Source organism: Nocardioides koreensis, from assembly GCF_039531775.1.
Lineage (GTDB): Bacteria > Actinomycetota > Actinomycetes > Propionibacteriales > Nocardioidaceae > Nocardioides > Nocardioides koreensis.
Genome location: NZ_BAAAQR010000004.1, coordinates 311331 through 333040 on the forward strand (window position 1 = coordinate 311331; position 21710 = coordinate 333040).

Below are 21710 nucleotides of genomic sequence, written 5' to 3' on the forward strand. Positions count from 1 at the left end.
CCCTAGGGTCATCGCAGCCGTGGGGGCGTCAGCCCGGTCCCGTCCACGAGCAGGTCGGCGCGCCCGGCCACCGCGTCCCGGGAGAAGTACGCGTCCTCGTCCACCATCCACTGCCGCCACCGGCCACGGAGCGCGACACCGTCCCGCTCGAGACCGCGCCGCAACCGCAGCTCCGCGGGCGCCCAGACCCAGGCCAGGGCGGTGGTGAGGTCCGCGTGCGTCCGTGACCCCGAGCCGACGCCCTCGAGCACCAGCAGGTCGCCGGGCGGGACGTCGACGGTCTCGGCGAAGCGGCCGGCGTGCCAGTCGTAGCGCCGGTAGCAGCCCGGCTCGCCACCGGCCAGCGGGCGCAACAGGCCGGTCAGCTGGTCGGCGAGGTGCGGCAGCCCGGCCCACCCGTCGTACAGGTCGTCCATGTGGACCACCCGGGTACCCGGTCGGAGGGCCGCGACCGCGCCGGCGAGCGTCGTCTTCCCCGAGCCCGCCGGCCCGTCGACGCAGACGAGCCGCCCCGGCCCGAGCGTGGGCGGCCGTGACTCGGCCAGGTCCAGCAGCAGCGCGGCCGCGTCGGCGGGACCCACGGGTCAGAACGCGAGGCCGAGGCCGCGGTACGTCGGGACCGAGTCCACGAACGAGTCACCCTGCAGCAGGTGCACGGTCGCGGTGTGCTCGAACGGCTCGCCGGACTTGGCGTGCCGGAACCACACCAGGTCGCCGATCCGCAGCAGGGAAGCGGGGGGCCCGGTGACCGGGGTCTGCACCTCGCCGGCGCCCTCGAGCCCGGTCAGCCGCAGGCCGGCCGGGGCCCACGGCGTGGGCAGCCGGTCCGCCCCGGCGGCACCGGACGCGACCAGGCCGGCGCCGTGCACGGTGGCGACCTGCGGTGAGGGCCGGCGTACGACGGGCACTCCGAAGTACGACGCGGGGTGCGGCCGGAACGACGCGTAGTGGTCGAACAGGGTCGGGACCAGCAGTCCCGACCCGGCACTCACCTCGGTGACGATCGGGTCGTGGGCAGACTCCTCCACCGAGCCGGAGCCGCCCGCGTTCCAGAACTCCAAGGAGGCGACCTGGCGCAGGGCCTCGTCGATCTCGCCGCGGCGCTCCTGCAGCTGGCTCAGCGACAGCGTCTTCATCCGGCGCAGCACCATCGACCGGGTGCGCTGGCCGGGCAGCTGGTCCGGCAGCCCCGCGACCTGGCCCTCGTAGGTCATCGCGCCGACCAGCCGGAAGCCGCCGCGAGCCTCGACGGTGCGGGCGAGCCCGACGACGGCGGCCACGTCCCACAGCGGGGACCGCTTCGGCCCGACGTGCTGGCCGCCGACGCGCAGGCCGGCGTCGATGTCGATGGCGATCCGGATCGGCACCGCCAGCGAGGCGCGGACGGAGTCGACGAGGTCGAGGTGGGCCCGGTCGTCGATCATCAGCGTGATGTGCGCGGCGGCGGAGGGGGAGCCGACCAGGTCGGCGAGGGCGCCCCGGTCGACCGTCGGGTAGGCGACCACGATGTCGTCGGCGAGGTCGTGCTCGTGCAGCCACAGCGCCTCGCGCAGCGTGTAGGCCAGGACGCCGTCGAACCCGTCGTGGTCCAGGGCCCGCTCCAGGAGCGCCGGCACGCGCAGCGACTTGGAGGCGACCCGCACGGGCTTGCCGCCGGCACGGCGCACCAGGTCGTCGGCGTTGGCGTCGAAGGCGTCGAGGTCCACGACCATCGTCGGGGTGGGCAGGGGAGTGCCGTGCGCGGCCACGGCTCCGTTCAGCCGCGCCCACAACCGGTTGCGGTCGACGAAGGACTGCCCCATCAGGAGATGCCGCGCTTGCGCAGGAGCGCCTCGATCTCGGCCATGTCGTCGTCGATGGCAGGTGCGCCCTTGCCGCCGGGCGGGAGCTGCTTGCCGCGCCGTGCTTTCTTCTCGGGGCGGCCGCCGAGCTCACGGGCGCGCAGCAGCCCGGAGACCACGAAGAGCCCCGCCGAGACACCGAACAGGACGAAGCCCACCCAGACGAAGGGGTTGAACACCAGGCTGGCGGCCCAGTCCCCGATCGCGCCGGCCACCCGCGTGAAGAGGCGCAGGGTCCGGGTCAGGTACGCCGCCATCGGCAGCAGCGTGAAGGCGGCCGCCCGCAACCCCGACGCGACGCCGCGCCGGCGGAAGGCGTACCAGGTCCAGATCCCCCCGAGCAGGGTCAGGGTGAGTGCGAAGGCACCCCAGGTCACGTCGTCCACACCACAAGCGTGGCACAAGACCCCACGATCGGGCGGACCGTTCCGGAGCGGGGCAGGCCCTGGAGGTCGAGGCCCGTGGCCGATCGGTGAAAATGACCGGATGACCGACGCCGACCTGCCCCGACGGATCCCCGACTCCGGCTTCGCCGGCGACACGGGCGAGGTCCCCGCACCGGTGGCGGAGGCCCTCGCGGCGTACGCCGCCGACCCGCGCGGCTCCTACGTAGAGGTGCTGGCCGCGCTGCAGGAGGCCCGGTTGCTGGTGCCGGTCGTCGCGGTCCTCGGTGAGGTGGAGTACGACGAGGCCGGTCTCGCCCACGACAAGACCAGCGACATGGCGGCGGTGCTGCTCACGGGCAAGGACGGTCGCCTCGCCCTGCTGGCGTTCACCGGCACCGCGTCGCTGACGGCCTGGGACCCGCAGGCCCGGCCGGTGCCGGTCCCGGCCCGGGTGGCGGCCCAGTCGGCGCTGCAGGACGGTGCGGCGGCGCTCGTCGTCGACGTGGCCGGACCTGCCACCATGGTGGTGGAGGGGGAGGACCTCGAGGCCCTGGCCAGAGGGTGGCGTCTCGCGCTGGTGGGGGACCGTCCGGCGTGGATTCGGCCGGATCCGGAATGATCCGCTAGCATTCCGTGTTGACCGATCAGTTCCTGATTCCTGTCCCGACGGGGTGACGGAGCAGATCCAACAAGCGGAGACCGGTACGACAGGCCTCCCACCCGCATCGACCGCCTCGCCGCACGGTGAACAGGTCGTCGGGTCCGGTCCCGAGAGTTGCGTGAGGCGCGGAGGCGCCGACCGTCCCCCTCGGTGGTGCATTTCCCGACGGGGAGTGTGTCGCGACTGGCTTCCGCTTGGATGACAAGCGGAAGCCTTTGTTGATTTCCGGGCAGGTGCCCGGACTGGCAGAGACCTCCGGCCACATTTCCACCAGGAGGACACATCAGCACCGAGCTTCGAATCAACGACCGGATCCGGGTTTCCGAGGTCCGCCTCGTTGGCCCCAGTGGCGAGACCGTCGGCATCGTTCCCACCGCCGACGCGCTGCGCCTTGCGCAGGAGGCCGACCTCGACCTCGTCGAGATCGCTCCCATGGCCCGTCCGCCGGTCTGCAAGCTCATGGACTACGGGAAGTTCAAGTACGAGAACGCCCAGAAGGCTCGTGAGGCACGTCGGAACCAGACGAACGTCATCATCAAGGAGATGAAGCTTCGTCCGAAGATCGACGCGCACGACTACGAGACCAAGAAGGGTCACGTCGTGCGGTTCCTCAAGGCCGGGGACAAGGTCAAGATCACGATCATGTTCCGCGGTCGTGAGCAGCACCGTCCCGAGCTCGGGTTCCGGCTGCTGCAGCGCCTGGCCGAGGACGTCACGGAGCTGGGCTTCGTCGAGTCCGCGCCCAAGCAGGACGGGCGCAACATGATCATGGTGCTCGGCCCGCACAAGAAGAAGGCCGACGCCAAGGTCGAGATGCAGGCGGCCAAGGAGTCGAAGGCCGCCGAGCGGGCCGCGCTCGAGGCCGACGAGAAGGCGGAGCGCGACGCCGCGCACGCCGCTGGTCCGGTGGCGAAGAAGAAGGAGCGGGGCCGCTCCGAGAACCTCGACCCCGAGATCGACGCCTGACACGGCCCCGCCGTGTCACCCACGCTGACGCACGATCGGTCGCCCTTGCGCGGCCTGACCACGAGATAGAGAGCAGAGAGATGCCGAAGAACAAGACGCACTCCGGTGCTGGCAAGCGGTTCCGGGTCACCGGCTCCGGCAAGATCCTTCGCGAGAAGGCCGGCAAGCGCCACAACCTCGAGAAGAAGCCCTCGAAGGTGACGCGTCGGATGACGGGCACGACCGAGCTCGCCAAGTCCGACGTCAAGCGCGCCAAGAAGATGCTGGGTCTCTGACCTCAGCCGACCCTGAACCACCGCCGGTCGAGCCTGTCGAGACCAGCGCACCCCGAACCAAGCAACAAGGAGTAACAACGTGGCACGCGTCAAGCGGGCAGTGAACGCCCAGAAGAAGCGCCGGGTCGTCCTCGAGCGCGCCAGCGGTTACCGCGGACAGCGTTCGCGCCTCTACCGCAAGGCGAAGGAGCAGGTCACCCACTCGCTGGTCTACAGCTACAACGACCGGCGCAAGAACAAGGGCAACTTCCGCAAGCTGTGGATCCAGCGCATCAACGCTGCCGCCCGCGCCCAGGGGATGACCTACAACCGGTTCATCCAGGGCCTGAACCTCGCCGGTGTCGAGGTCGACCGCAAGATCCTGGCCGAGCTCGCCGTCAACGACGTGGCCGCGTTCAACGCGCTCGTCGAGACCGCGAAGGCCGCGCTGCCCGAGGACGTCAACGCGCCCAAGGTCTCCGCCTGATCATGCTCCCCCTGACCTCGGGCAACACTCGGGTCAAGGAGTCGCGGAAGCTCAGCCGCCGCTCGGTTCGCGCCGAGCGGCGGCTTTTCCTTGCCGACGGGCCGAAGGCCGTCGAGGGCGCCCTGGCCCTGCCCGGCTGCGTCGTCGAGGTCTACGCGACGCCCGCCGCCGCCGAGCAGTACGCCGCGCTGGCGGCGGCAGGTCCCGCCTGGACCCTCGTCGACGACAGGGCCCTGGCCTCGCTCAGCGACAGCGTCACCCCGGCCGGTGTGGTGGCCCTCTGCCGCTTCGTGGACCGGCCCCTGGCCCATGTGCTGGACCGGGCCCCGCGGCTGGTCGCCATCTGCGCCGACGTCCGCGACCCCGGCAACGCCGGCACCGTCGTCCGGTGCGCGGATGCGGCCGGCGCCGACGCGGTCGTCTTCGCCGGGCAGTCCGTCGACGCCTACAACCCCAAGACCGTGCGGGCCAGCGTGGGCAGCCTGTTCCACCTCCCGCTGGCGGTCGAGCCGGACCCTGCGGCCGCCGTGCGCGCCGCGCAGGACGCCGGGCTGACGGTGCTTGCCGCGGACGGCGCCGGCGAGGTCGAGCTGTACGAGTCGGACGAGCTGCTGGCCCGGCCCACCGCCTGGCTGTTCGGCAACGAGGCCTGGGGCCTCCCGCCCGAGCTCGCCGAGCTGGCCGACCACCGGGTCCGGATCCCGATCCACGGCCGTGCTGAGAGCCTCAACCTCTCGACCGCCGCGGCGCTCTGCCTCTACGCCTCGGCGCGCGAGCAGCGCCGCTGAGCCTGCGCCGGGCCCTGCCGGTGCGCGAGGTCGGCCGTAAGGTGAGCGGGTGACCGCAGCCGACCTCGACACCCTGGCCGACGGAGCCGTCATCGCGGACGCGGCCGGTGTGGTGACCCGGGTGAACCTGGCGGCCGGCCAGCTGCTCGGGGTCCGCCCCGACGACGCGGTCGGACGGCCGCTGGCGGAGGTCCTCGCCCTCAAGGACCAGGACGGCCGGGACTGGTTCTCGACCAACTGCCCCTACCTGGGTCTGGCCACCCGGACGGCGGTGCCCGAGCAGCCGTGGCTGCTCCCGGACGGCAGCGAGGTGCTGGTGGTGGCCCGCATCCACCGGCCGGCCCTGGCCGAGTCCGTCGACTGGGTCGCCGTCAGCCTGAGGTCGGGCCGCGGCCGGGCCCGGCTGGACCGGGAGCGCTCCGACCTGGTCGCCACCGTCGCGCACGAGCTCCGCTCGCCGCTCACCGGCGTCAAGGGCTTCGTGCAGGCCCTGCTCAACCGCTGGGACAAGCTGAACGACGACCAGAAGAAGCTGATGCTGACCACGGTCGCCTCCGACTCCGACCGGCTCAGCCGGCTGATCGCCGAGCTGCTCGACGTGGCCCGGATCGACACCGGCCGGCTGCAGCTCTACCCCCGGCCGTGCGACGCGGCGACGCTGGTGACCCGGGTGGTGGAGTCGGTGCGCGCCAGCACCAGCCGGGTGATCGACCTCGACGTGGCCACGGACCTTCCCGAGGTCAGTGCCGATCCCGACAAGTTCACCCAGGTGGTCACCAACGTCGTCGAGAACGCCGTGCGCCACGGGGACGGGACCGTCCGGGTGGCTGTCGAGGGGACCGGCCTCGCCGAGGCGGACGGCGGGCGCGGCGTACGCCTGGTGGTCGACGACGAAGGCAGTGGGATCCCGCCCGAGCTGCGCCGCCGGGTGTTCACGAAGTTCTGGAAGGACGGGGCCCGCGGTGGGTCGGGGCTCGGGCTCTACATCGTCAACGGGCTGGTCCGCGCGCACGGCGGGACCGTCACGATCGACCAGGCTCCCGGGGGCGGTGCCCGCATCGTGCTCACCTGGCCCAGCGAGGACCGCCGTCCCCAGGCATGACCCGGGGGCCGGTGCCCACCGGGCGCAACCCGGTCGCGGTCGGCGGGCCGGGCTTCCTAGACTTGGCGCGCACGCCGGCGGCCGACCAGACCGTCGTCACCCCGTGAGCAGCCCCCAGAGCAGGCACAAGAGCAGGCACAGCCCGAAAGGCAGTCATGTCGGGACCGAACACCGATTACGACCCCGTGGAGGTCACCCCGTTGAAGCCCGAGGAAGTCGAGGCCGCTCGCGACGCGGCGCTCGCGGCGATCGCCGGGGCGCGCGACCTCGAGGAGCTCAAGCGGGTGCGGCTCGAGCACGCGGGCGACCGGTCGCCCCTCGCGCTCGCCAACCGTGAGATCGGCGCCCTGCCACCGCAGGCGCGCAAGGAGGCCGGCCAGCGCGTGGGCCAGGCACGGGGTGCGGTGAACAAGTCCCTCGCCGAGCGCCAGGCGGTGCTCGAGGTCGAGCACGAGGAGCGGATGCTGGTCGAGGAGACCGTGGACGTCACGCTGCCGACCGATCGCGAGCCGACGGGTGCCCGGCACCCGATCACGACCGGGTCCGAGCGGATCGCGGACGTCTTCGTCGCCATGGGCTGGGAGGTCGCCGAGGGGCCGGTCATCGAGGCCGAGTGGCTGAACTTCGACGCGCTCAACCTCGGCGCCGACCACCCCGCGCGCACCATGCAGGACACCTTCTGGACCGCGCCGCAGGACCAGGGCATCGTGCTGCGCACCCACACCTCGCCGGTGCAGGCGCGCACGATGCTGACGCGGACGCCGCCGATCTACGTCGTGTGCCCCGGCCGGGTCTTCCGGACCGACGAGTACGACGCCACGCACAGCCCGATGTTCCACCAGGTCGAGGGCCTCGTCGTCGACGAGGGCATCACCATGGCGCACCTCAAGGGCACCCTCGACCACTTCGCCGAGGCGATGTTCGGTGAGGGGATCACGACCCGCTTCCGGCCGTCGTACTTCCCCTTCACCGAGCCGAGCGCCGAGGTCGACCTGGTGTGCTTCGTCTGCCGTGGCGCCAGCCCGGCCGTCGAGACCTGCCGCACCTGTCGCGGCGAGGGCTGGATCGAGTGGGGCGGCTGCGGCATGGTCAACCCCCGGGTGCTCACCGCGTGCGGCCTGGACACCGAGCGGTTCACCGGCTTCGCCTTCGGCATGGGCATCGACCGCACCCTGATGTTCCGTCACGGCATCGAGGACCTGCGCGGTTTCTTCGAGGGAGACGTCCGCTTCACCACCGCTTTCGGAACGGAAATCTAGACGCATGCGTGCCCCCCTTTCCTGGATCCGCGACTACGTCGACCTGCCGGAGGAGCTGACCTCCGAGCAGCTCGCCGCCGAGCTGACTGCGCTCGGGCTCAAGCTCGAGGCGCTCGAGAAGCCCGGCGAGGACATCGCCGGTCCGCTGGTCGTCGGCCGGGTCCTGACCATGGACCCCGAGCCGCAGAAGAACGGCAAGACGATCAACTGGTGCACCGTCGACGTGGGTGACGCCAACGGCACCGGCGAGCCCCAGGGCATCGTCTGCGGAGCCCACAACTTCGCGCCCGGCGACCTGGTGGTGGTCGTGCTGCCCGGCGCTGTGCTCCCCGGCGGCTTCGAGATCTCGGCGCGCAAGACCTACGGTCACCTGTCCGCCGGCATGATCTGCTCGTCGCGCGAGCTCGGCCTCGGCGACGACCACGAGGGCATCATCGTGCTGCCCGCCGACGCCGGGAAGCCCGGTGACGACGTGTTCGAGCTGCTGCACCTGCGCGACGACGTCATCGAGTTCGAGATCAACCCGGACCGGGCCTACGCGCTCTCGCTGCGCGGGATCGCCCGCGAGTCGGCGCTCGCCTTCTCGATCCCGTTCACCGACCCGGCGGTGCGCCCGGTCCCCGCGCCCGACGCGGACGGCTACCCGGTCGTCGTCGACGACCCGGCGGGCTGCCCCGTCTTCGTGACGCGGACCGTCACCGGCTTCGACCCGGCCGCCCCCACCCCGAGCTGGATGTCGCGCCGGCTGTTCCTCGCGGGGATGCGCCCGATCTCGCTCGCGGTGGACGTGACCAACTACGTCATGCTCGAGCTCGGTCAGCCGATCCACGGCTACGACGGCGACAAGCTGTCCGGACCGATCCGGGTCCGCCGTGCGACCGAGGGGGAGCGGCTGCGCACCCTCGACGGGGTCGACCGAACGCTCTCGACCGAGGACCTGCTGATCACCGACGACTCCGGCCCGATCGGGCTGGCCGGGGTGATGGGCGGCGAGACCACCGAGCTCTCCGCCACGACCAGCCACGTGGTCATCGAGGCCGCCCACTTCGACGCGACCTCGGTGTTCCGCACCCAGAAGCGGCACAAGCTGCCCTCCGAGGCGTCCAAGCGGTTCGAGCGGGGGGTCGACCCGGAGCTCCCGCCGTACGCCGCCGACCGGGTGGCCGAGCTGCTCACGACGTACGGCGGCGGCAGCGTCGCGCCCGGGGCGACCCACGTCGGCACCGCGCCGGCGCGGCCGGAGATCCGCATCGGCTACGACCTCCCGGCCCGGGTGACCGGGATGGACATCGACGCCGAGACCACCGTGGCGCACCTGCGGGCGGTGGGGTGCCGGGTCGAGACCGACGGCGACGGGCTCACGGCCACCCCGCCCTCGTGGCGCCCGGACCTCAACGACCCCTTCGACCTCGTCGAGGAGGTGGCGCGGATCGTCGGCTACGACCAGGTCCCCTCGATCCTGCCGACCGCCACGTCGGGGCGCGGCCTGACCCGCGAGCAGCGCCTGCGTCGACGCGTCGGACGCGCCCTGGCCGGGGCGGGCTGCGTCGAGGTGCTCAGCTTCCCGTTCGTCGGCGAGGCCGCGTTCGACGCGCTCGGCCTGCCGGACGACGACGTGCTGCGCCGGACGGTGCGGCTGGCCAACCCGCTCTCCTCCGAGGAGCCGGCGTACACCACCACGTTGCTGCCCGGGCTGTTCAAGGCGGCCGCCCGCAACATCGGCCGCGGTGCGCCGGGGGTGGCGCTGTTCGAGACGGGCACGGTCGCCTTCCCGGTCGACCGCGGCCCGGCGCCGATCTACGGCGTCGACTGGCGACCGACCGAGGACGAGCTCGCCAAGCTGTTCGACGCGATCCCCGAGCAGCCGCTGCACCTCGCGGCGGTCCTGGCGGGGGAGCGGGAGCGCTCCGGCTGGTGGGGTTCGGGCCGCGACGCCGGCTGGGCGGACGCGATCGCCCTCGTCCGCCGGCTGGCCGCCGAGCTCGGCGTGGACCTGACCGTGGAGTCGGCAGCCCGGATGCCCTGGCACCCGGGGCGCTGCGCGCGCTTCTCCGTCGCGGGACAGGAGCTCGGCCACGCCGGCGAGCTGCACCCGCGGGTCTGCCAGGCCTTCGGTCTCCCGCCGCGGACCTCCGCGGTGGAGGTCGACCTCGACCTCCTGATGCGCCACGCGCAGGACGTCGTGGCAGGCCCGGAGTTCTCGACGTACCCGGTGGCCAAGGAGGACGTCGCGCTGGTCGTCGACGGATCGGTCACCGCGGCGGAGGTCGAGGCAGCCCTGCGCGAGGGCGCCGGCGACCTCCTCGAGTCGATCCGGCTCTTCGACGTCTACACCGGTGACCAGGTGGGCCCCGGGCACAAGTCGCTGGCCTTCGCGCTGCGCTTCCGTGCTCCCGACCGGACGCTCACCGAGCAGGAGACCACCGCCGCGCGAGACGCCGCGGTGGCCCTGGCCGCCGAGCGCACCGGCGCCGTCCAGCGCGCCTGACGAGGACCGCCCGGCCCGGACGGGCCGGGCGACCCCGTCACGTGATCGGGTGGTTGACCGCCAGCCGGAAGTGGTCGTAGACCGCCTTGTCGCCGTGGATGTGGATCTCGCTGTCGTCGCCCCGTCGCCACAGCCAGGCGTCGAGGGCGCCGGCCGGTCCACCGACCGTCGCGTCGGGCTCCGTGCCGGGGTCGTCGACCACCCGGATGTCGTCCTCGTCGTAGTGGACGTCGTCGTCGGGGTTGGTGCCCGAGAAGCGGCCGATCTGGACCCACACGGACTCGTCGGTGTCGGTGATGTCGACGCGCACGTAGTGCGGCAGACCGGCGAACTCGCCCCAGGGCGGGCACCCCCCGAACATCACGTCGAGGCACTCCAGGACCCCGTCCGCCGCCAGCTCGCGGTCAAGCGGGGTCACGGCGCCGGCCGTGAGCTCGGCGTCGTACCGGTGCATGAGCGCCTCGTGGGCCTGCCGCCGGTAGATGAAGCCCACCGACTGCTCGGTCGACCAGGTCCAGGCGGTCTCCGCGGGGTCGGCCGACTCCAGCTGTGAGACCAGGGCCGCGGAGTACTCGTCGAACGCCGCCAGGAGCCCGTCGTAGGAGCCCGGGCGCTGCGGACCGGTGTCGGTCTCGTCGGGTCCGGCCGGCCTGGTCCGCACGGTCGTGGCCCAGAACCACTGCACGCCGGCCAGGTGCCAGAGCAGGTCGGAGGCATCCCAGTCGGGACAGCTGGGTACACGTGCTGTGGGCTCGCAGGTCGCCAGCACGTCGCGGAAGCGCCGGGACTCCTCGCGGATGCGCACCAGGTAGTCGGAGAACTCGAGTTTGGCCATGCCCTGCAAGGTAACCGGATTCGCCGACACCTCGACAGGGCCGACCGACTTGCACATACACATACGTAATCCCGTATAGTCATGCAAATGACGAGGAAACGAGTCGCCGTTGCCGGCGCCAGCGGGTACGCCGGGGGAGAGCTGCTCCGGCACCTGGTCGCACATCCCGAGGTCGAGATCGGCGCGCTGACCGGCGCGTCCAACGCGGGGGAGCTGCTCGGCACCCTGCAGCCGCACCTGGTGCCGCTGGCCGACCGCGTCCTGGAGCCGACCGACCTGGACACGCTGTCCGGCCACGACGTCGTGTTCCTGGCGCTTCCGCACGGCCAGTCCGGCGCGATCGCCGCCCAGCTGGGGGAGGAGGTCGTGGTCATCGACTGCGGTGCCGACTTCCGGCTCTCGGACCCGGACGCCTGGGCGAAGTTCTACGGCGGGGAGCACTCCGGCACCTGGCCCTACGGGCTCCCCGAGCTGCCCGGGCAGCGCGAGCAGCTGGCCGGTGCGAACCGGATCGCCGTGCCGGGCTGCTACCCCACGGTCTCCACGCTGACCATGGCCCCGGCCGTCGCGGCCGGACTGGTCGAGCCCGACGTCACGGTCGTGGCCGCCTCGGGCACCAGCGGCGCCGGCAAGGCCGCGAAGCCGCACCTGCTCGGCAGCGAGATCATGGGCAACGCCAGCGCGTACGGCGTCGGCGGGACCCACCGGCACACGCCCGAGATCGTCCAGAACCTCTCGGCCCTCGTCGACGGGGCGGTGCGGGTGAGCTTCACCCCGCTGCTGGTCCCCATGCCGCGCGGCATCCTGGCCACCTGCTCGGCGCCGCTGGCCGCCGGGGACGGGCAGCGCCTCTCGGCGGACGCGGCGTACGACGCCTACGCCAAGGCCTACGCCGACGAGCCGTTCGTGCACCTGCTGCCCCAGGGCCAGTGGCCGCAGACCAAGTCGGTCACGGGCTCCAACGTCGTGCACGTGCAGGTGACCGTCGACGAGGCCGCCGGCCGGCTGGTCGCCGTGGGTGCCGTCGACAACCTGGCCAAGGGCACGGCCGGAGCCGCGGTGCAGTGCATGAACCTCGCGCTGGGCCTCGACGAGGGCCTCGGCCTCACCACGGTGGGGGTCGCCCCGTGAAGCTCAACCGGTTCCCCGAGACCCTCGCGGTCGTCCGGCTCGGCCCCGGCGCCGAGGTGCCGAGGTGGGCGGAGTCGTCCTCGATCTTCTCCGTGACCGCCACCGCGACCGAGACCTCCGTCGTGTGCGCTGCCCGCAGCGTCCCGACGAAGGCCGTGGCGCAGCGGCCCTTCACGGCGTTCGAGGTCGAGGGCCCGCTCGACTTCGCGCTGACCGGGATCCTCAGCGGGCTCCTCGCCCCGCTGGCGGAGGCCTCGATCAGCGTCTTCACCCTCTCGACCCACGACACCGACTGGATCCTGGTCCCCTCGGACGCAGCCGACCGCGCCGCCGAGGCCTGGCGGGCTGCCGGTCACGAGGTCGCCCCGGCTGTCCCCGCGACCGGAAAGGCCAACAAGTGAGCGTCACCAACCCCCAGGGCTTCCGCGCGGCGGGCGTCCCCGCCGGCCTCAAGTCGACGGGCGCCAAGGACGTCGCGCTCGTCGTCAACGACGGCCCCACCCACGACTCGGCCAGCGTGTTCACCAGCAACCGCTGCAAGGCCAACCCGATCCTGTGGAGCCAGGAGGTCGTCAAGGACGGCACGGTCCGGGCGGTGGTGCTGAACTCCGGTGGCGCCAACTGCTACACCGGTGCCGAGGGCTTCCAGACCACGCACGCCGTCGCCGAGCAGGTCGCGAACAACCTGGGCATCGGTGCCGTCGACGTCGTCGTCTGCTCCACCGGGTTGATCGGCCTGGCCAACCCCCGGCAGAACCTGCTCGACGGGGTCGACGCGGCCACCGCGGCGCTCAGCGCGGCGGGTGGGTCGGACGCCGCCGCGGCGATCATGACCACCGACTCGGTGAGCAAGCAGGTCGTGGTGGAGGGCGCCGGCTGGTCCGTCGGCGGCATGGCCAAGGGCGCCGGCATGCTCGCTCCGCAGCTGGCCACCATGCTCGTGGTGCTCACGACCGACGCGGTCGTGCCGGCCGCCGACCTCGACGCCGCGCTGCGCGCGGCCACCCGGGTCTCGTTCGACCGGCTCGACTCCGACGGCTGCATGTCGACCAACGACACCGTGACGGTGATGGCGAGCGGCGCCAGCGGGATCACCCCGTCGCTGCCGGACTTCACCGAGGCGCTGACCCAGGCGTGCACTGACCTCGCGATGCAGCTGCTGCGTGACGCCGAGGGCGCCGACCACGAGATCGCGATCACGGTGCTCAACGCCGCCACCGAGGACGACGCGGTGGCCGTCGGCCGCAGTGTCGCGCGCAGCAACCTGTTCAAGGCGGCCGTCTTCGGCAACGACCCGAACTGGGGTCGGGTGCTGGCCAGCATCGGCACCACCGACGCCGCCTTCGACCCCGCCGACCTCGACGTGGCCATGAACGGCGTGTGGGTCTGCAAGCAGTCCACGCCCCACGCCGACCCCGCCACGGTCGACCTGAAGCCCCGCGAGGTCAGCGTCACCATCGACCTCAAGGCCGGCTCCGAACGGGCCACCGTCTGGACCAACGACCTCACCCACGCCTACGTCCACGAGAACAGCGCCTACTCCTCATGAGCGACGACAAGATTCTGCCCTCCGACCTGCACCCCGACGGCAAGATCCACCAGCCCAAGCCGGCGGACCCGGCCAAGGCCGAGACGCTGGCCGGGGCGCTGCCCTGGCTCAAGCGCTACCACCAGAAGATCGTGGTGGTGAAGTACGGCGGCAACGCGATGACCGACGACACCCTCAAGCGGGCGTTCGCCGAGGACATCGCCTTCCTCCGGTTCGCGGGGTTCAAGCCGGTCGTCGTGCACGGAGGCGGCCCGCAGATCTCCACGATGCTGGACCGGCTCGGCATCGAGTCGGAGTTCCGCGGCGGCTTGCGGGTCACCACGCCCGAGGCCATGGACGTGGTCCGGATGGTGCTGGTCGGCAAGGTCCAGCGTGAGCTCGTCGGCCTCATCAACGAGCACGGGCCGCTGGCCGTCGGGCTCTCCGGCGAGGACGCCGGACTGTTCACCGCCCAGGCGACCAACACCGTCGTCGACGGCGAGGAGGTCGACCTCGGCCTGGTCGGCGAGGTCGCCCACGTCCGCCCGGAGTCGGTGGTGGACCTGATCGACGCCGGCCGGATCCCGGTCGTCTCCAGCGTCGCGCCCGACGCGGAGGGCCTCGTGCACAACGTGAACGCCGACACCGCGGCCGCGGCCCTGGCCGCCGCGCTGGGAGCCGAGAAGCTGCTGGTCCTCACCGACGTCGAGGGCCTGTTCCGTGACTGGCCCGACAGCGACGACGTGATCTACGAGATCAGCCCCGAGTCCCTGGCCGAGCTGATGCCGACCCTGGCCAGCGGGATGGTGCCGAAGATGGGCGCCTGCCTCAAGGCGGTGCAGGACGGGGTCCCGCGGGCCACCGTGGTCGACGGCCGCGAGCCGCACGCCGTCCTGCTGGAGCTGTTCACCGACGAGGGCGTCGGCACCCAGGTCCTGCCCGGGGTGACCACCAAGATCAGGAAGGCCAGGCGTTGACGAACCAGCAGACCCTGCAGACCACGTGGCAGGACCGGTACGCCGGTGCCCTGATGAACACGTTCGGCCCGCCCAAGCTGGTCCTCGAGCGCGGGCAGGGCGCCCACGTGTGGGACACCGAGGGCAAGGAGTACGTCGACCTGCTCGGCGGCATCGCCGTCAACGCGCTCGGCCACGGGCACCCGGCGTTGGTCCAGGCCGTCACCGACCAGCTCGGCACCCTCGGCCACATCTCGAACTTCTTCGCCAGCGAGCCGCAGGTCCGGCTCGCCGAGAAGCTGCTGTCGCTGCTCGACGCCGACGGTCGGGTGTTCTTCGCGAACTCCGGCACCGAGGCCAACGAGGCGGCGTTCAAGCTCACCCGGCGCACCGGGCGCACCCACGTGGTGGCTGCCCAGGGTGGCTTCCACGGCCGCACCATGGGTGCGCTGGCGCTGACCTCGAAGGAGGCCTACCGGACGCCGTTCGAGCCGCTGCCCGGCGAGGTGACCTTCGTGCCGTACGGCGATGCCGAGGCGCTCGCCGCCGCGGTCACCGACGAGACCGCCGCCGTGCTGCTGGAGCCGATCCAGGGCGAGGCGGGCGTGGTCATGCCGCCCGAGGGTTACCTGGCGGCCGCTCGCGAGATCTCCACTGCGCACGGGGCGCTGCTCTGGATCGACGAGGTGCAGACCGGCATCGGCCGCACCGGCCGCTGGTTCGCGCACCGTTCGGCGGTCGATCCCGGCGAGACCGCGGTGACCCCCGACATCGTCACCCTGGCCAAGGGCCTGGCCGGCGGCATCCCGATCGGTGCCTGCATCGCGCTGGGCGAGGCCGGCGGGCTGCTGCAGCCGGGCAACCACGGCACCACCTTCGGCGGGAACCCGGTGGCCTGCGCGGCCGCGCTCGCCGTCATCGACACGATCGAGTCCGACCACCTGCTCGAGCACGTCACCGAGCTCGGCCGGGTGCTGCGCGACGGCTTGGCCGCCGACCCCCGGGTGACCGAGGTGCGCGGCGAGGGCCTGCTGATCGGGCTGGACCTCTCGGCGGAGGCATCCGCCGAGGTGACGGCCGCGGCGCTGCGGCACGGGTTCATCATCAACAACCCGACACCCGACCGGATCCGGCTGGCCCCGCCGCTGGTGCTGACCCGCGAGGACGTGGACTCCTTCCTGGCGGCCTGGCCGGCGATCCTGGACGAGGGCCTGGGCGCGACGCCATGACCCGGCACTTCCTGCGCGACGACGACCTGACCCCGGCCGAGCAGGCCCGGGTGCTGGACCTGGCCGCCGACCTCAAGGCGGCGCCGTACGACGCGCTCCACCACCCGGGCCCGCTCTCCGGGCCGCGCACGGTGGCGATGATCTTCGACAAGCCGACGCTGCGCACGCAGGCCTCGTTCGCGGCCGGGGTCGCCGAGCTCGGCGGCCACCCGATGCTCGTGGACGGCACCCTGGCCGGCATCGGTGTGCGCGAGTCCGTCGAGGACGTCGCCCGGGTCCTGGGCCGCCAGGCCTCCGTCATCGTGTGGCGGACCTTCGAGCAGGCGCGCCTCGAGGCGATGGCGGCCCACGCCGGCGTCCCGGTCGTGAACGCGCTGACCGACGACTTCCACCCCTGCCAGCTCCTCGCCGACCTGCTCACGGTGCGTGAGCACAAGGGCGACCTGCCCGGCCTGACCGTCGCCTTCGTGGGCGACGGGGCCTGCAACATGGGCAACTCCTGGCTGCTCGCGGGCGCGACCGCCGGGATGCACGTGCGGGTCAGCTCGCCGGACGGCTACGCGCCCGGTCCTGACATGGTCGAGGCCGCCTCGGCGATCGCCGCGACCACCGGCGGCTCCGCGGTGCTCGAGCCCGACCCGTGCACGGCCGTCGCCGGGGCCGACGTGGTCGTCACCGACACGTGGGTCTCGATGGGCAAGGAGGCCGAGGCCGACGCCCGGTCCGACGTCTTCGACGCCTACCGGGTCACCGAGCAGCTGCTGGGCAAGGCGTCTGCGGACGCGATCGTCCTGCACTGCCTGCCGGCCTACCGCGGCAGGGAGATCGACGCGGCGGTGCTCGACGGTCCGCAGAGCGTGGTGTGGGACGAGGCCGAGAACCGCCGGCACGCGCAGAAGGCGGTGCTCACCTGGCTGCTGGAGGCCCGCGATGAGTGAGGCCTCGCTGCGTCCGACGACCAAGAACGCCCGGCACCGCCGGATCGTAGAGCTGGTGACCCAGCACGAGGTCCGCAGCCAGGGCGAGCTCGCCCAGCTGCTGGCCGCCAGCGGCGTCCACGTCACCCAGGCCACGCTCTCGCGGGACCTGGTGGAGCTCGACGCCGTCAAGATCCGCACCCAGTCAGGCGCGCTCGTGTACGCCGTGCCCGCCGAGGGCGGGGACCGGCGGCCGGCCGCACCCGGGGAGTCCGCCGCGGCGACCCACCGGCTGGGCCGGATGCTCGGTGAGCTGCTGGTCAGCGCGGACGCGAGCGCCAACATGGCGATCCTGCGGACACCGCCGGGAGCCGCACAGTTCCTCGCCTCCGCGTTCGACCGCGCCGACCTCCCCGGACTGCTCGGCACCGTCGCCGGCGACGACACCGTGCTGCTGATCAGCCGCGACGCCACCGGCGGCGACGAGCTGGCGCGACGAATCGTGGCGCTGGCCGACACGCACCAGTCGCCGGCGCCCTGACCCAGACCACTCCCGACGGCCGAGCCGTCGCGACCACACCCCCGAACGTAAGGAACACACGTGAGCAAGGTCCTGACCTCCCTGCCCAAGGGCGAGCGCGTCGGCATCGCCTTCTCCGGCGGCCTCGACACCTCCGTGGCCGTGGCCTGGATGCGAGCCAAGGGTGCCGTGCCCTGCACCTACACCGCCGACATCGGCCAGTACGACGAGCCCGACATCTCCGGTGTGCCCGCACGCGCGTTCCAGTACGGCGCCGAGATCGCCCGCGCGGTCGACTGCCGCACCCAGCTGGTCGAGGAGGGCCTGGCCGCCATCGCGTGCGGTGCCTTCCACATCCGTTCGGCCGGCCGCGCCTACTTCAACACCACGCCGCTGGGCCGCGCCGTCACCGGCACCATGCTGGTCCGGGCCATGCACGAGGACGGCGTCGACATCTGGGGCGACGGCTCGACGTTCAAGGGCAACGACATCGAGCGGTTCTACCGCTACGGGCTGCTCGCCAACCCGGCGCTGCGCATCTACAAGCCGTGGCTGGACGCCGAGTTCGTCCACGAGCTCGGCGGTCGGACCGAGATGAGCCAGTGGCTCACCGAGCGTGACCTGCCCTACCGCGACAGCCAGGAGAAGGCCTACTCCACCGACGCCAACATCTGGGGCGCCACCCACGAGGCCAAGACCCTCGAGCACCTCGACGTCTCGCTGGAGACGGTCGAGCCGATCATGGGCGTGAAGTTCTGGGACCCGAGCGTCGACATCGCCACCGAGGACGTGACGATCCGCTTCGAGGCCGGTCGCCCGGTGGCGATCAACGGCAAGGACTACGCCGACCCGGTGGCGCTGGTCCACGAGGCCAACGTGATCGGTGGCCGGCACGGCCTGGGCATGTCCGACCAGATCGAGAACCGGATCATCGAGGCCAAGTCGCGTGGCATCTACGAGGCGCCCGCCATGGGGCTGCTCTGGATCGCCTACGAGCGGCTGCTCAACGCGGTGCACAACGAGGACACGATCGCCAACTACCACGCGGAGGGCCGGCGCCTGGGCGTCCTGCTCTACCAGGGTCGCTGGCTCGACCCGCAGGCGCTGATGCTGCGCGAGTCCATCCAGCGCTGGATCGCCTCGCTGGTGACCGGCGAGGTGACGCTCCGGCTGCGCCGCGGCGAGGACTACACGGTCCTGCGCACGTCCGGCCAGCACTTCTCCTACCACCCGGACAAGCTGTCGATGGAGCGCACCGACAACGCCGCGTTCGGCCCGACCGACCGGATCGGCCAGCTCACCCTGCGCAACCTCGACATCGCCGACTCGCGCGACAAGCTCGAGGCGTACGCCGCGCAGCCGCTGGACCAGGGCCAGGTCCTCGTCGAGAACGGGACCCTGTACGGCGAGCTCGAGCCCGGCGGGTACGCCCGGATCGCCAAGAACCCCGAGGCGGAGGGCGACGCCGGCGACCTGGCCCTGGACCACGCCGCGATGGAGTTCGGCACCGACTGATGGTGCCGATCCACCGCACCGCGGCGCGGGTGCTGCCGGTCAGCCCCACCGGTGAGGTCCTGCTGCTGCAGGGCCGCGACCCGGCCCGGCCGGACGACCTGCACTGGGTCAGCATCGGGGGAGCCGTCGACCCGGGGGAGACCCATGTCGAGGCCGCCCTGCGCGAGCTGCTGGAGGAGACCGGGATCGAGGCGGTCGCGGCCGACCTGAGCGTCCCGGTGCACCGGGGCTCCCACGAGTTCTCGTGGGACGGCGTGGCCTACCTCAACCACTCGACCTTCTTCGCCATGGCGATGGAGCGCGACGTCGAGGTGAGCCTCGACGGGCTCGAGCCCGCCGAGGTCGGTAACGTCCTGCGTGCCGCCTGGTGGACGCCCGACTCGCTGGCCGCCGACGGCACCGCGGCCTCGCCCGACCTGCCCGCCATCATGACCACCGCGATCGCCGCGGTCAGAGGAGACACGTGAGCACCACCAACGAGGGCAAGCTCTGGGGCGGCCGCTTCGCCGGCGGGCCCGCCCCGGAGCTCGAGGCCCTGTCGCGGTCGACGCACTTCGACTGGCGGCTGACGCCGTACGACCTGGCGGGCTCCCATGCCCACGCGAACGTGCTGCGCGCGGCGGGCCTGCTCAGCGACAGTGACGCGGCCGAGCTCCACCGCGGCCTCGACGCGCTGGGGGAGCGGTACGCCGCCGGCACCCTGCTGCCCGACCCGTCCGACGAGGACGTCCACGGTGCGCTGGAGCGGCTGCTGCTGGAGGAGGTCGGTCCTGAGATCGGCGGCCGCCTCCGCGCCGGGCGCAGCCGCAACGACCAGGTGGCCACGCTCTTCAAGGCGTTCCTGCGCGACCACGCCGCCGCGGTCGCCGGGCAGGTGCTCGACCTCGTGGACGCGCTCGCCACCCAGGCGCGCGGCCACCTCGCGCCCGAGGCACCGAGCATCATGCCCGGCCGCACGCACCTCCAGCACGCCCAGCCGGTGCTGCTGGCGCACCACCTGCTGGCGCACGCCTGGCCGTTGCTGCGCGACGTCGACCGGCTGCGCGACTGGGACGCCCGCGTCGCCGCGGAGTCGCCGTACGGATCCGGGGCCCTTGCCGGCTCGAGCCTCGGGCTGGACCCCGAGGCCGTGGCGGCCGAGCTGGGCTTCACCGGCTCGAGCGCCAACTCGATCGACGGCACCGCCGCGCGTGACTTCGTGGCGGAGTTCGCCTTCGTCACCGCGATGATCGGCGTCGACGTCAGCCGTCTCGCCGAGGAGGTCATCCTCTGGTCGACCCGGGAGTTCGACTTCGTGACGCTGCACGACTCCTGGTCGACGGGGTCGAGCATCATGCCGCAGAAGAAGAACCCCGACATCGCCGAGCTGGCCCGCGGCAAGGCCGGCCGGCTGATCGGCAACCTGAGCGGGGTGATGGCGACGCTCAAGGCGCTGCCGCTCGCCTACAACCGCGACCTCCAGGAGGACAAGGAGCCGGTCTTCGACTCCGTCGACACCCTCGAGGTCCTGCTGCCGGCCTTCACGGGCATGGTCGCGACGCTCACCTTCAACGTCGAGCGGATGGCCGAGCTGGCGCCCCAGGGCTTCAGCCTGGCCACCGACGTGGCGGAGTGGCTGGTGCGCGAGGGCGTGCCGTTCCGGGTCGCCCACGAGGTGGCCGGCGCCTGCGTCCGGCGCTGCGAGGAGCTCGGCGTCGAGCTGCACGAGCTGAGCGACGAGCAGTTCGCGCAGATCTCGCCGCACCTGACGCCGGGAGTCCGCGACGTGCTCACGGCCGAGGGATCGGTCGCCTCCCGCAACGGTCGCGGCGGCACGTCCCCCGACCGGGTGGGTGAGCAGCTCGTGGAGCTGACCACCGTGGTGGCCTCTCACCGTGACCGCCTGCAGTGACCTGCGCGGCCTGCTGTCCGCGCCCGTGCTCGAGGTGGCTCCGCGTCTGCTCGGCGCGACGCTCCGGCACGGCGACGTCGTCGTACGCCTGACCGAGGTCGAGGCGTACGACGGGCCGAACGACCCGGGGTCCCACGCGTACCGGCGCAGGACCGCGCGCAACGCGACGATGTTCGGTCCGGCCGGGCACCTGTACTGCTACTTCACCTACGGCATGCACGTCTGCTGCAACGTCGTGTGCGGCCCCGAGGAGACACCGAGCGCCGTCCTGGTCCGTGCCGGCGAGGTGGTGGAGGGGCTCGAGCTCGCTCGGCGGCGACGTCCCGGCGCGTCCGACCGGGACCTCGCCCGTGGCCCCGCCCGGCTCTGCCGGGCCCTGGGCATCGGCCTCACCCACGACGGTGCCGACCTCGCTGACGGCGGGGCCCTCACGCTGAGCCTCGGCGAGCCGGTAGACGAGGTGTCGACGGGGCCCAGGGTGGGGCTCCGGGGCGCTCCCGAACGGCCGTGGCGGTTCTGGATCACGGGGGAGCGGAGCGTGTCGACCTACCGCCCCGCCAAGCGGCTCTGAGCGCGCATACCCCCGGCCGGGGCGCTCCAAACCCCCCAGTTTTGGCTCTGCGTTCAGACGCTGCTAACGTTCTTCTTGTCGCGGCAAGCGGCTCCCACAACAGGTCGAGAGGCCAGAACGACGTGGGTGCGGCGCGCCTCGACCAGGAGCTTCGTACGTGAGGATCCGCCCGGTCAGCCCCGAGTTGACGAGCAGGATCGGACCCGGTAAGTTTCTGCAGGTTGCCCCGCCGCTGGCTCGAGAGAGCCGGGACGGAGCGCGTCTGATTCTTGAGAACTCAACAGTGTGTCATAGTCGACGAATTAGTTTGTTATGCCCCGTCTTCTGTGGTCTTTGGATCATGGGATACGGATTTCTTTGGTAAGACAATGATTCTGGCGATAAC

At 72.3% G+C, this 21710-nt stretch carries 23 protein-coding genes; 19 read left to right on the forward strand and 4 right to left on the reverse strand.

The features are described 5' to 3' along the window. Nucleotides 1-8: 8 nt before the first annotated feature. The 3 genes from ABD268_RS09575 to ABD268_RS09585 are packed head-to-tail and all read right to left on the reverse strand — an operon-like array spanning nucleotide 9 to nucleotide 2227. Nucleotides 9-581, reverse strand: a complete 573-nt coding sequence (locus ABD268_RS09575) for a uridine kinase family protein (RefSeq protein WP_344150597.1) — start codon at nucleotides 579-581, stop codon at nucleotides 9-11. 3 nt (nucleotides 582-584) lie between these two features. Next, the gene (locus ABD268_RS09580; RefSeq protein ID WP_344150600.1) at nucleotides 585-1802 is read right to left on the reverse strand and encodes an amino acid deaminase/aldolase; all 1218 of its coding nucleotides are present in this window, start codon (nucleotides 1800-1802) and stop codon (nucleotides 585-587) included. Beyond that, on the reverse strand, nucleotides 1802-2227 hold the full coding sequence (locus tag ABD268_RS09585; RefSeq protein ID WP_344150603.1) for a hypothetical protein: 426 nt from the start codon (nucleotides 2225-2227) through the stop codon (nucleotides 1802-1804). The genes ABD268_RS09580 and ABD268_RS09585 overlap by 1 nt, the downstream gene beginning before the upstream one ends. 100 nt (nucleotides 2228-2327) lie before the next feature. Between ABD268_RS09585 and ABD268_RS09590 the strand changes: the two genes are divergently transcribed. From ABD268_RS09590 to pheT, 8 genes are all read left to right on the forward strand, one after another. Beyond that, nucleotides 2328-2846, forward strand: coding sequence for an SseB family protein (locus tag ABD268_RS09590; protein WP_344150606.1), 519 nt, complete (start codon nucleotides 2328-2330; stop codon nucleotides 2844-2846). 354 nt (nucleotides 2847-3200) lie between these two features. Further along, a complete protein-coding gene (gene infC, locus ABD268_RS09595) occupies nucleotides 3201-3854 on the forward strand; it encodes a translation initiation factor IF-3 (RefSeq protein ID WP_344150697.1) in 654 nt (217 codons plus the stop codon). Between the two features lie 80 nt (nucleotides 3855-3934). Then, the gene (gene rpmI, locus ABD268_RS09600; protein WP_180933408.1) at nucleotides 3935-4129 is read left to right on the forward strand and encodes a 50S ribosomal protein L35; all 195 of its coding nucleotides are present in this window, start codon (nucleotides 3935-3937) and stop codon (nucleotides 4127-4129) included. A gap of 79 nt (nucleotides 4130-4208) precedes the next feature. Next, on the forward strand, nucleotides 4209-4595 hold the full coding sequence (rplT, locus tag ABD268_RS09605) for a 50S ribosomal protein L20 (RefSeq protein WP_108345803.1): 387 nt from the start codon (nucleotides 4209-4211) through the stop codon (nucleotides 4593-4595). A gap of 2 nt (nucleotides 4596-4597) precedes the next feature. Beyond that, nucleotides 4598-5383 carry a TrmH family RNA methyltransferase gene (locus tag ABD268_RS09610; protein ID WP_344150617.1) on the forward strand — a complete coding sequence of 262 codons (786 nt, stop codon included), beginning with the start codon at nucleotides 4598-4600 and terminating at the stop codon, nucleotides 5381-5383. Nucleotides 5384-5432: 49 nt separating this feature from the next. Further along, on the forward strand, nucleotides 5433-6485 hold the full coding sequence (locus ABD268_RS09615; RefSeq protein ID WP_344150620.1) for a sensor histidine kinase: 1053 nt from the start codon (nucleotides 5433-5435) through the stop codon (nucleotides 6483-6485). A gap of 155 nt (nucleotides 6486-6640) precedes the next feature. Continuing rightward, nucleotides 6641-7744 (forward strand): phenylalanine--tRNA ligase subunit alpha, encoded by a 1104-nt coding sequence (gene pheS, locus ABD268_RS09620; RefSeq protein ID WP_344150623.1) that lies wholly within the window; start codon nucleotides 6641-6643, stop codon nucleotides 7742-7744. Nucleotides 7745-7748: 4 nt separating this feature from the next. Then, a complete protein-coding gene (pheT, locus tag ABD268_RS09625) occupies nucleotides 7749-10232 on the forward strand; it encodes a phenylalanine--tRNA ligase subunit beta (protein ID WP_344150626.1) in 2484 nt (827 codons plus the stop codon). Between the two features lie 37 nt (nucleotides 10233-10269). Here pheT and ABD268_RS09630 read toward each other — a convergent pair whose 3' ends face one another. Next, complete coding sequence (locus ABD268_RS09630; RefSeq protein WP_344150629.1) at nucleotides 10270-11067, reverse strand: maleylpyruvate isomerase family mycothiol-dependent enzyme; 798 nt, start codon at nucleotides 11065-11067, stop codon at nucleotides 10270-10272. Nucleotides 11068-11148: 81 nt separating this feature from the next. On the opposite strand from ABD268_RS09630, the gene argC reads away from it, so the two are divergent. The 11 genes from argC to ABD268_RS09685 are packed head-to-tail and all read left to right on the forward strand — an operon-like array spanning nucleotide 11149 to nucleotide 21325. Further along, nucleotides 11149-12198, forward strand: a complete 1050-nt coding sequence (argC, locus tag ABD268_RS09635; protein WP_425573702.1) for an N-acetyl-gamma-glutamyl-phosphate reductase — start codon at nucleotides 11149-11151, stop codon at nucleotides 12196-12198. Next, on the forward strand, nucleotides 12195-12599 hold the full coding sequence (locus tag ABD268_RS09640; protein WP_344150635.1) for an ACT domain-containing protein: 405 nt from the start codon (nucleotides 12195-12197) through the stop codon (nucleotides 12597-12599). Before argC ends, ABD268_RS09640 begins: the two co-directional genes overlap by 4 nt. Continuing rightward, nucleotides 12596-13747: a bifunctional glutamate N-acetyltransferase/amino-acid acetyltransferase ArgJ gene (gene argJ / locus ABD268_RS09645; RefSeq protein WP_344150638.1), complete on the forward strand. Its 1152-nt coding sequence runs from the start codon at nucleotides 12596-12598 to the stop codon at nucleotides 13745-13747. The genes ABD268_RS09640 and argJ overlap by 4 nt, the downstream gene beginning before the upstream one ends. Beyond that, nucleotides 13744-14703: an acetylglutamate kinase gene (gene argB / locus ABD268_RS09650; RefSeq protein ID WP_344150641.1), complete on the forward strand. Its 960-nt coding sequence runs from the start codon at nucleotides 13744-13746 to the stop codon at nucleotides 14701-14703. The genes argJ and argB overlap by 4 nt, the downstream gene beginning before the upstream one ends. Further along, the gene (locus tag ABD268_RS09655) at nucleotides 14700-15911 is read left to right on the forward strand and encodes an acetylornithine transaminase (protein WP_344150644.1); all 1212 of its coding nucleotides are present in this window, start codon (nucleotides 14700-14702) and stop codon (nucleotides 15909-15911) included. Before argB ends, ABD268_RS09655 begins: the two co-directional genes overlap by 4 nt. Continuing rightward, on the forward strand, nucleotides 15908-16849 hold the full coding sequence (gene argF / locus ABD268_RS09660; RefSeq protein ID WP_344150647.1) for an ornithine carbamoyltransferase: 942 nt from the start codon (nucleotides 15908-15910) through the stop codon (nucleotides 16847-16849). The genes ABD268_RS09655 and argF overlap by 4 nt, the downstream gene beginning before the upstream one ends. Next, entirely contained in the window at nucleotides 16842-17369 is a 528-nt protein-coding gene (locus tag ABD268_RS09665) for an arginine repressor (protein WP_344150650.1), read from the forward strand. The genes argF and ABD268_RS09665 overlap by 8 nt, the downstream gene beginning before the upstream one ends. Nucleotides 17370-17429: 60 nt before the next feature. After that, nucleotides 17430-18863, forward strand: a complete 1434-nt coding sequence (argG, locus tag ABD268_RS09670) for an argininosuccinate synthase (RefSeq protein ID WP_344150653.1) — start codon at nucleotides 17430-17432, stop codon at nucleotides 18861-18863. Continuing rightward, the gene (locus tag ABD268_RS09675) at nucleotides 18863-19330 is read left to right on the forward strand and encodes an NUDIX hydrolase (RefSeq protein WP_344150656.1); all 468 of its coding nucleotides are present in this window, start codon (nucleotides 18863-18865) and stop codon (nucleotides 19328-19330) included. Before argG ends, ABD268_RS09675 begins: the two co-directional genes overlap by 1 nt. Then, nucleotides 19327-20754: an argininosuccinate lyase gene (argH, locus tag ABD268_RS09680; protein ID WP_344150659.1), complete on the forward strand. Its 1428-nt coding sequence runs from the start codon at nucleotides 19327-19329 to the stop codon at nucleotides 20752-20754. The genes ABD268_RS09675 and argH overlap by 4 nt, the downstream gene beginning before the upstream one ends. Then, nucleotides 20738-21325 (forward strand): DNA-3-methyladenine glycosylase, encoded by a 588-nt coding sequence (locus ABD268_RS09685; RefSeq protein WP_344150662.1) that lies wholly within the window; start codon nucleotides 20738-20740, stop codon nucleotides 21323-21325. Before argH ends, ABD268_RS09685 begins: the two co-directional genes overlap by 17 nt. Nucleotides 21326-21710: the final 385 nt, after the last annotated feature.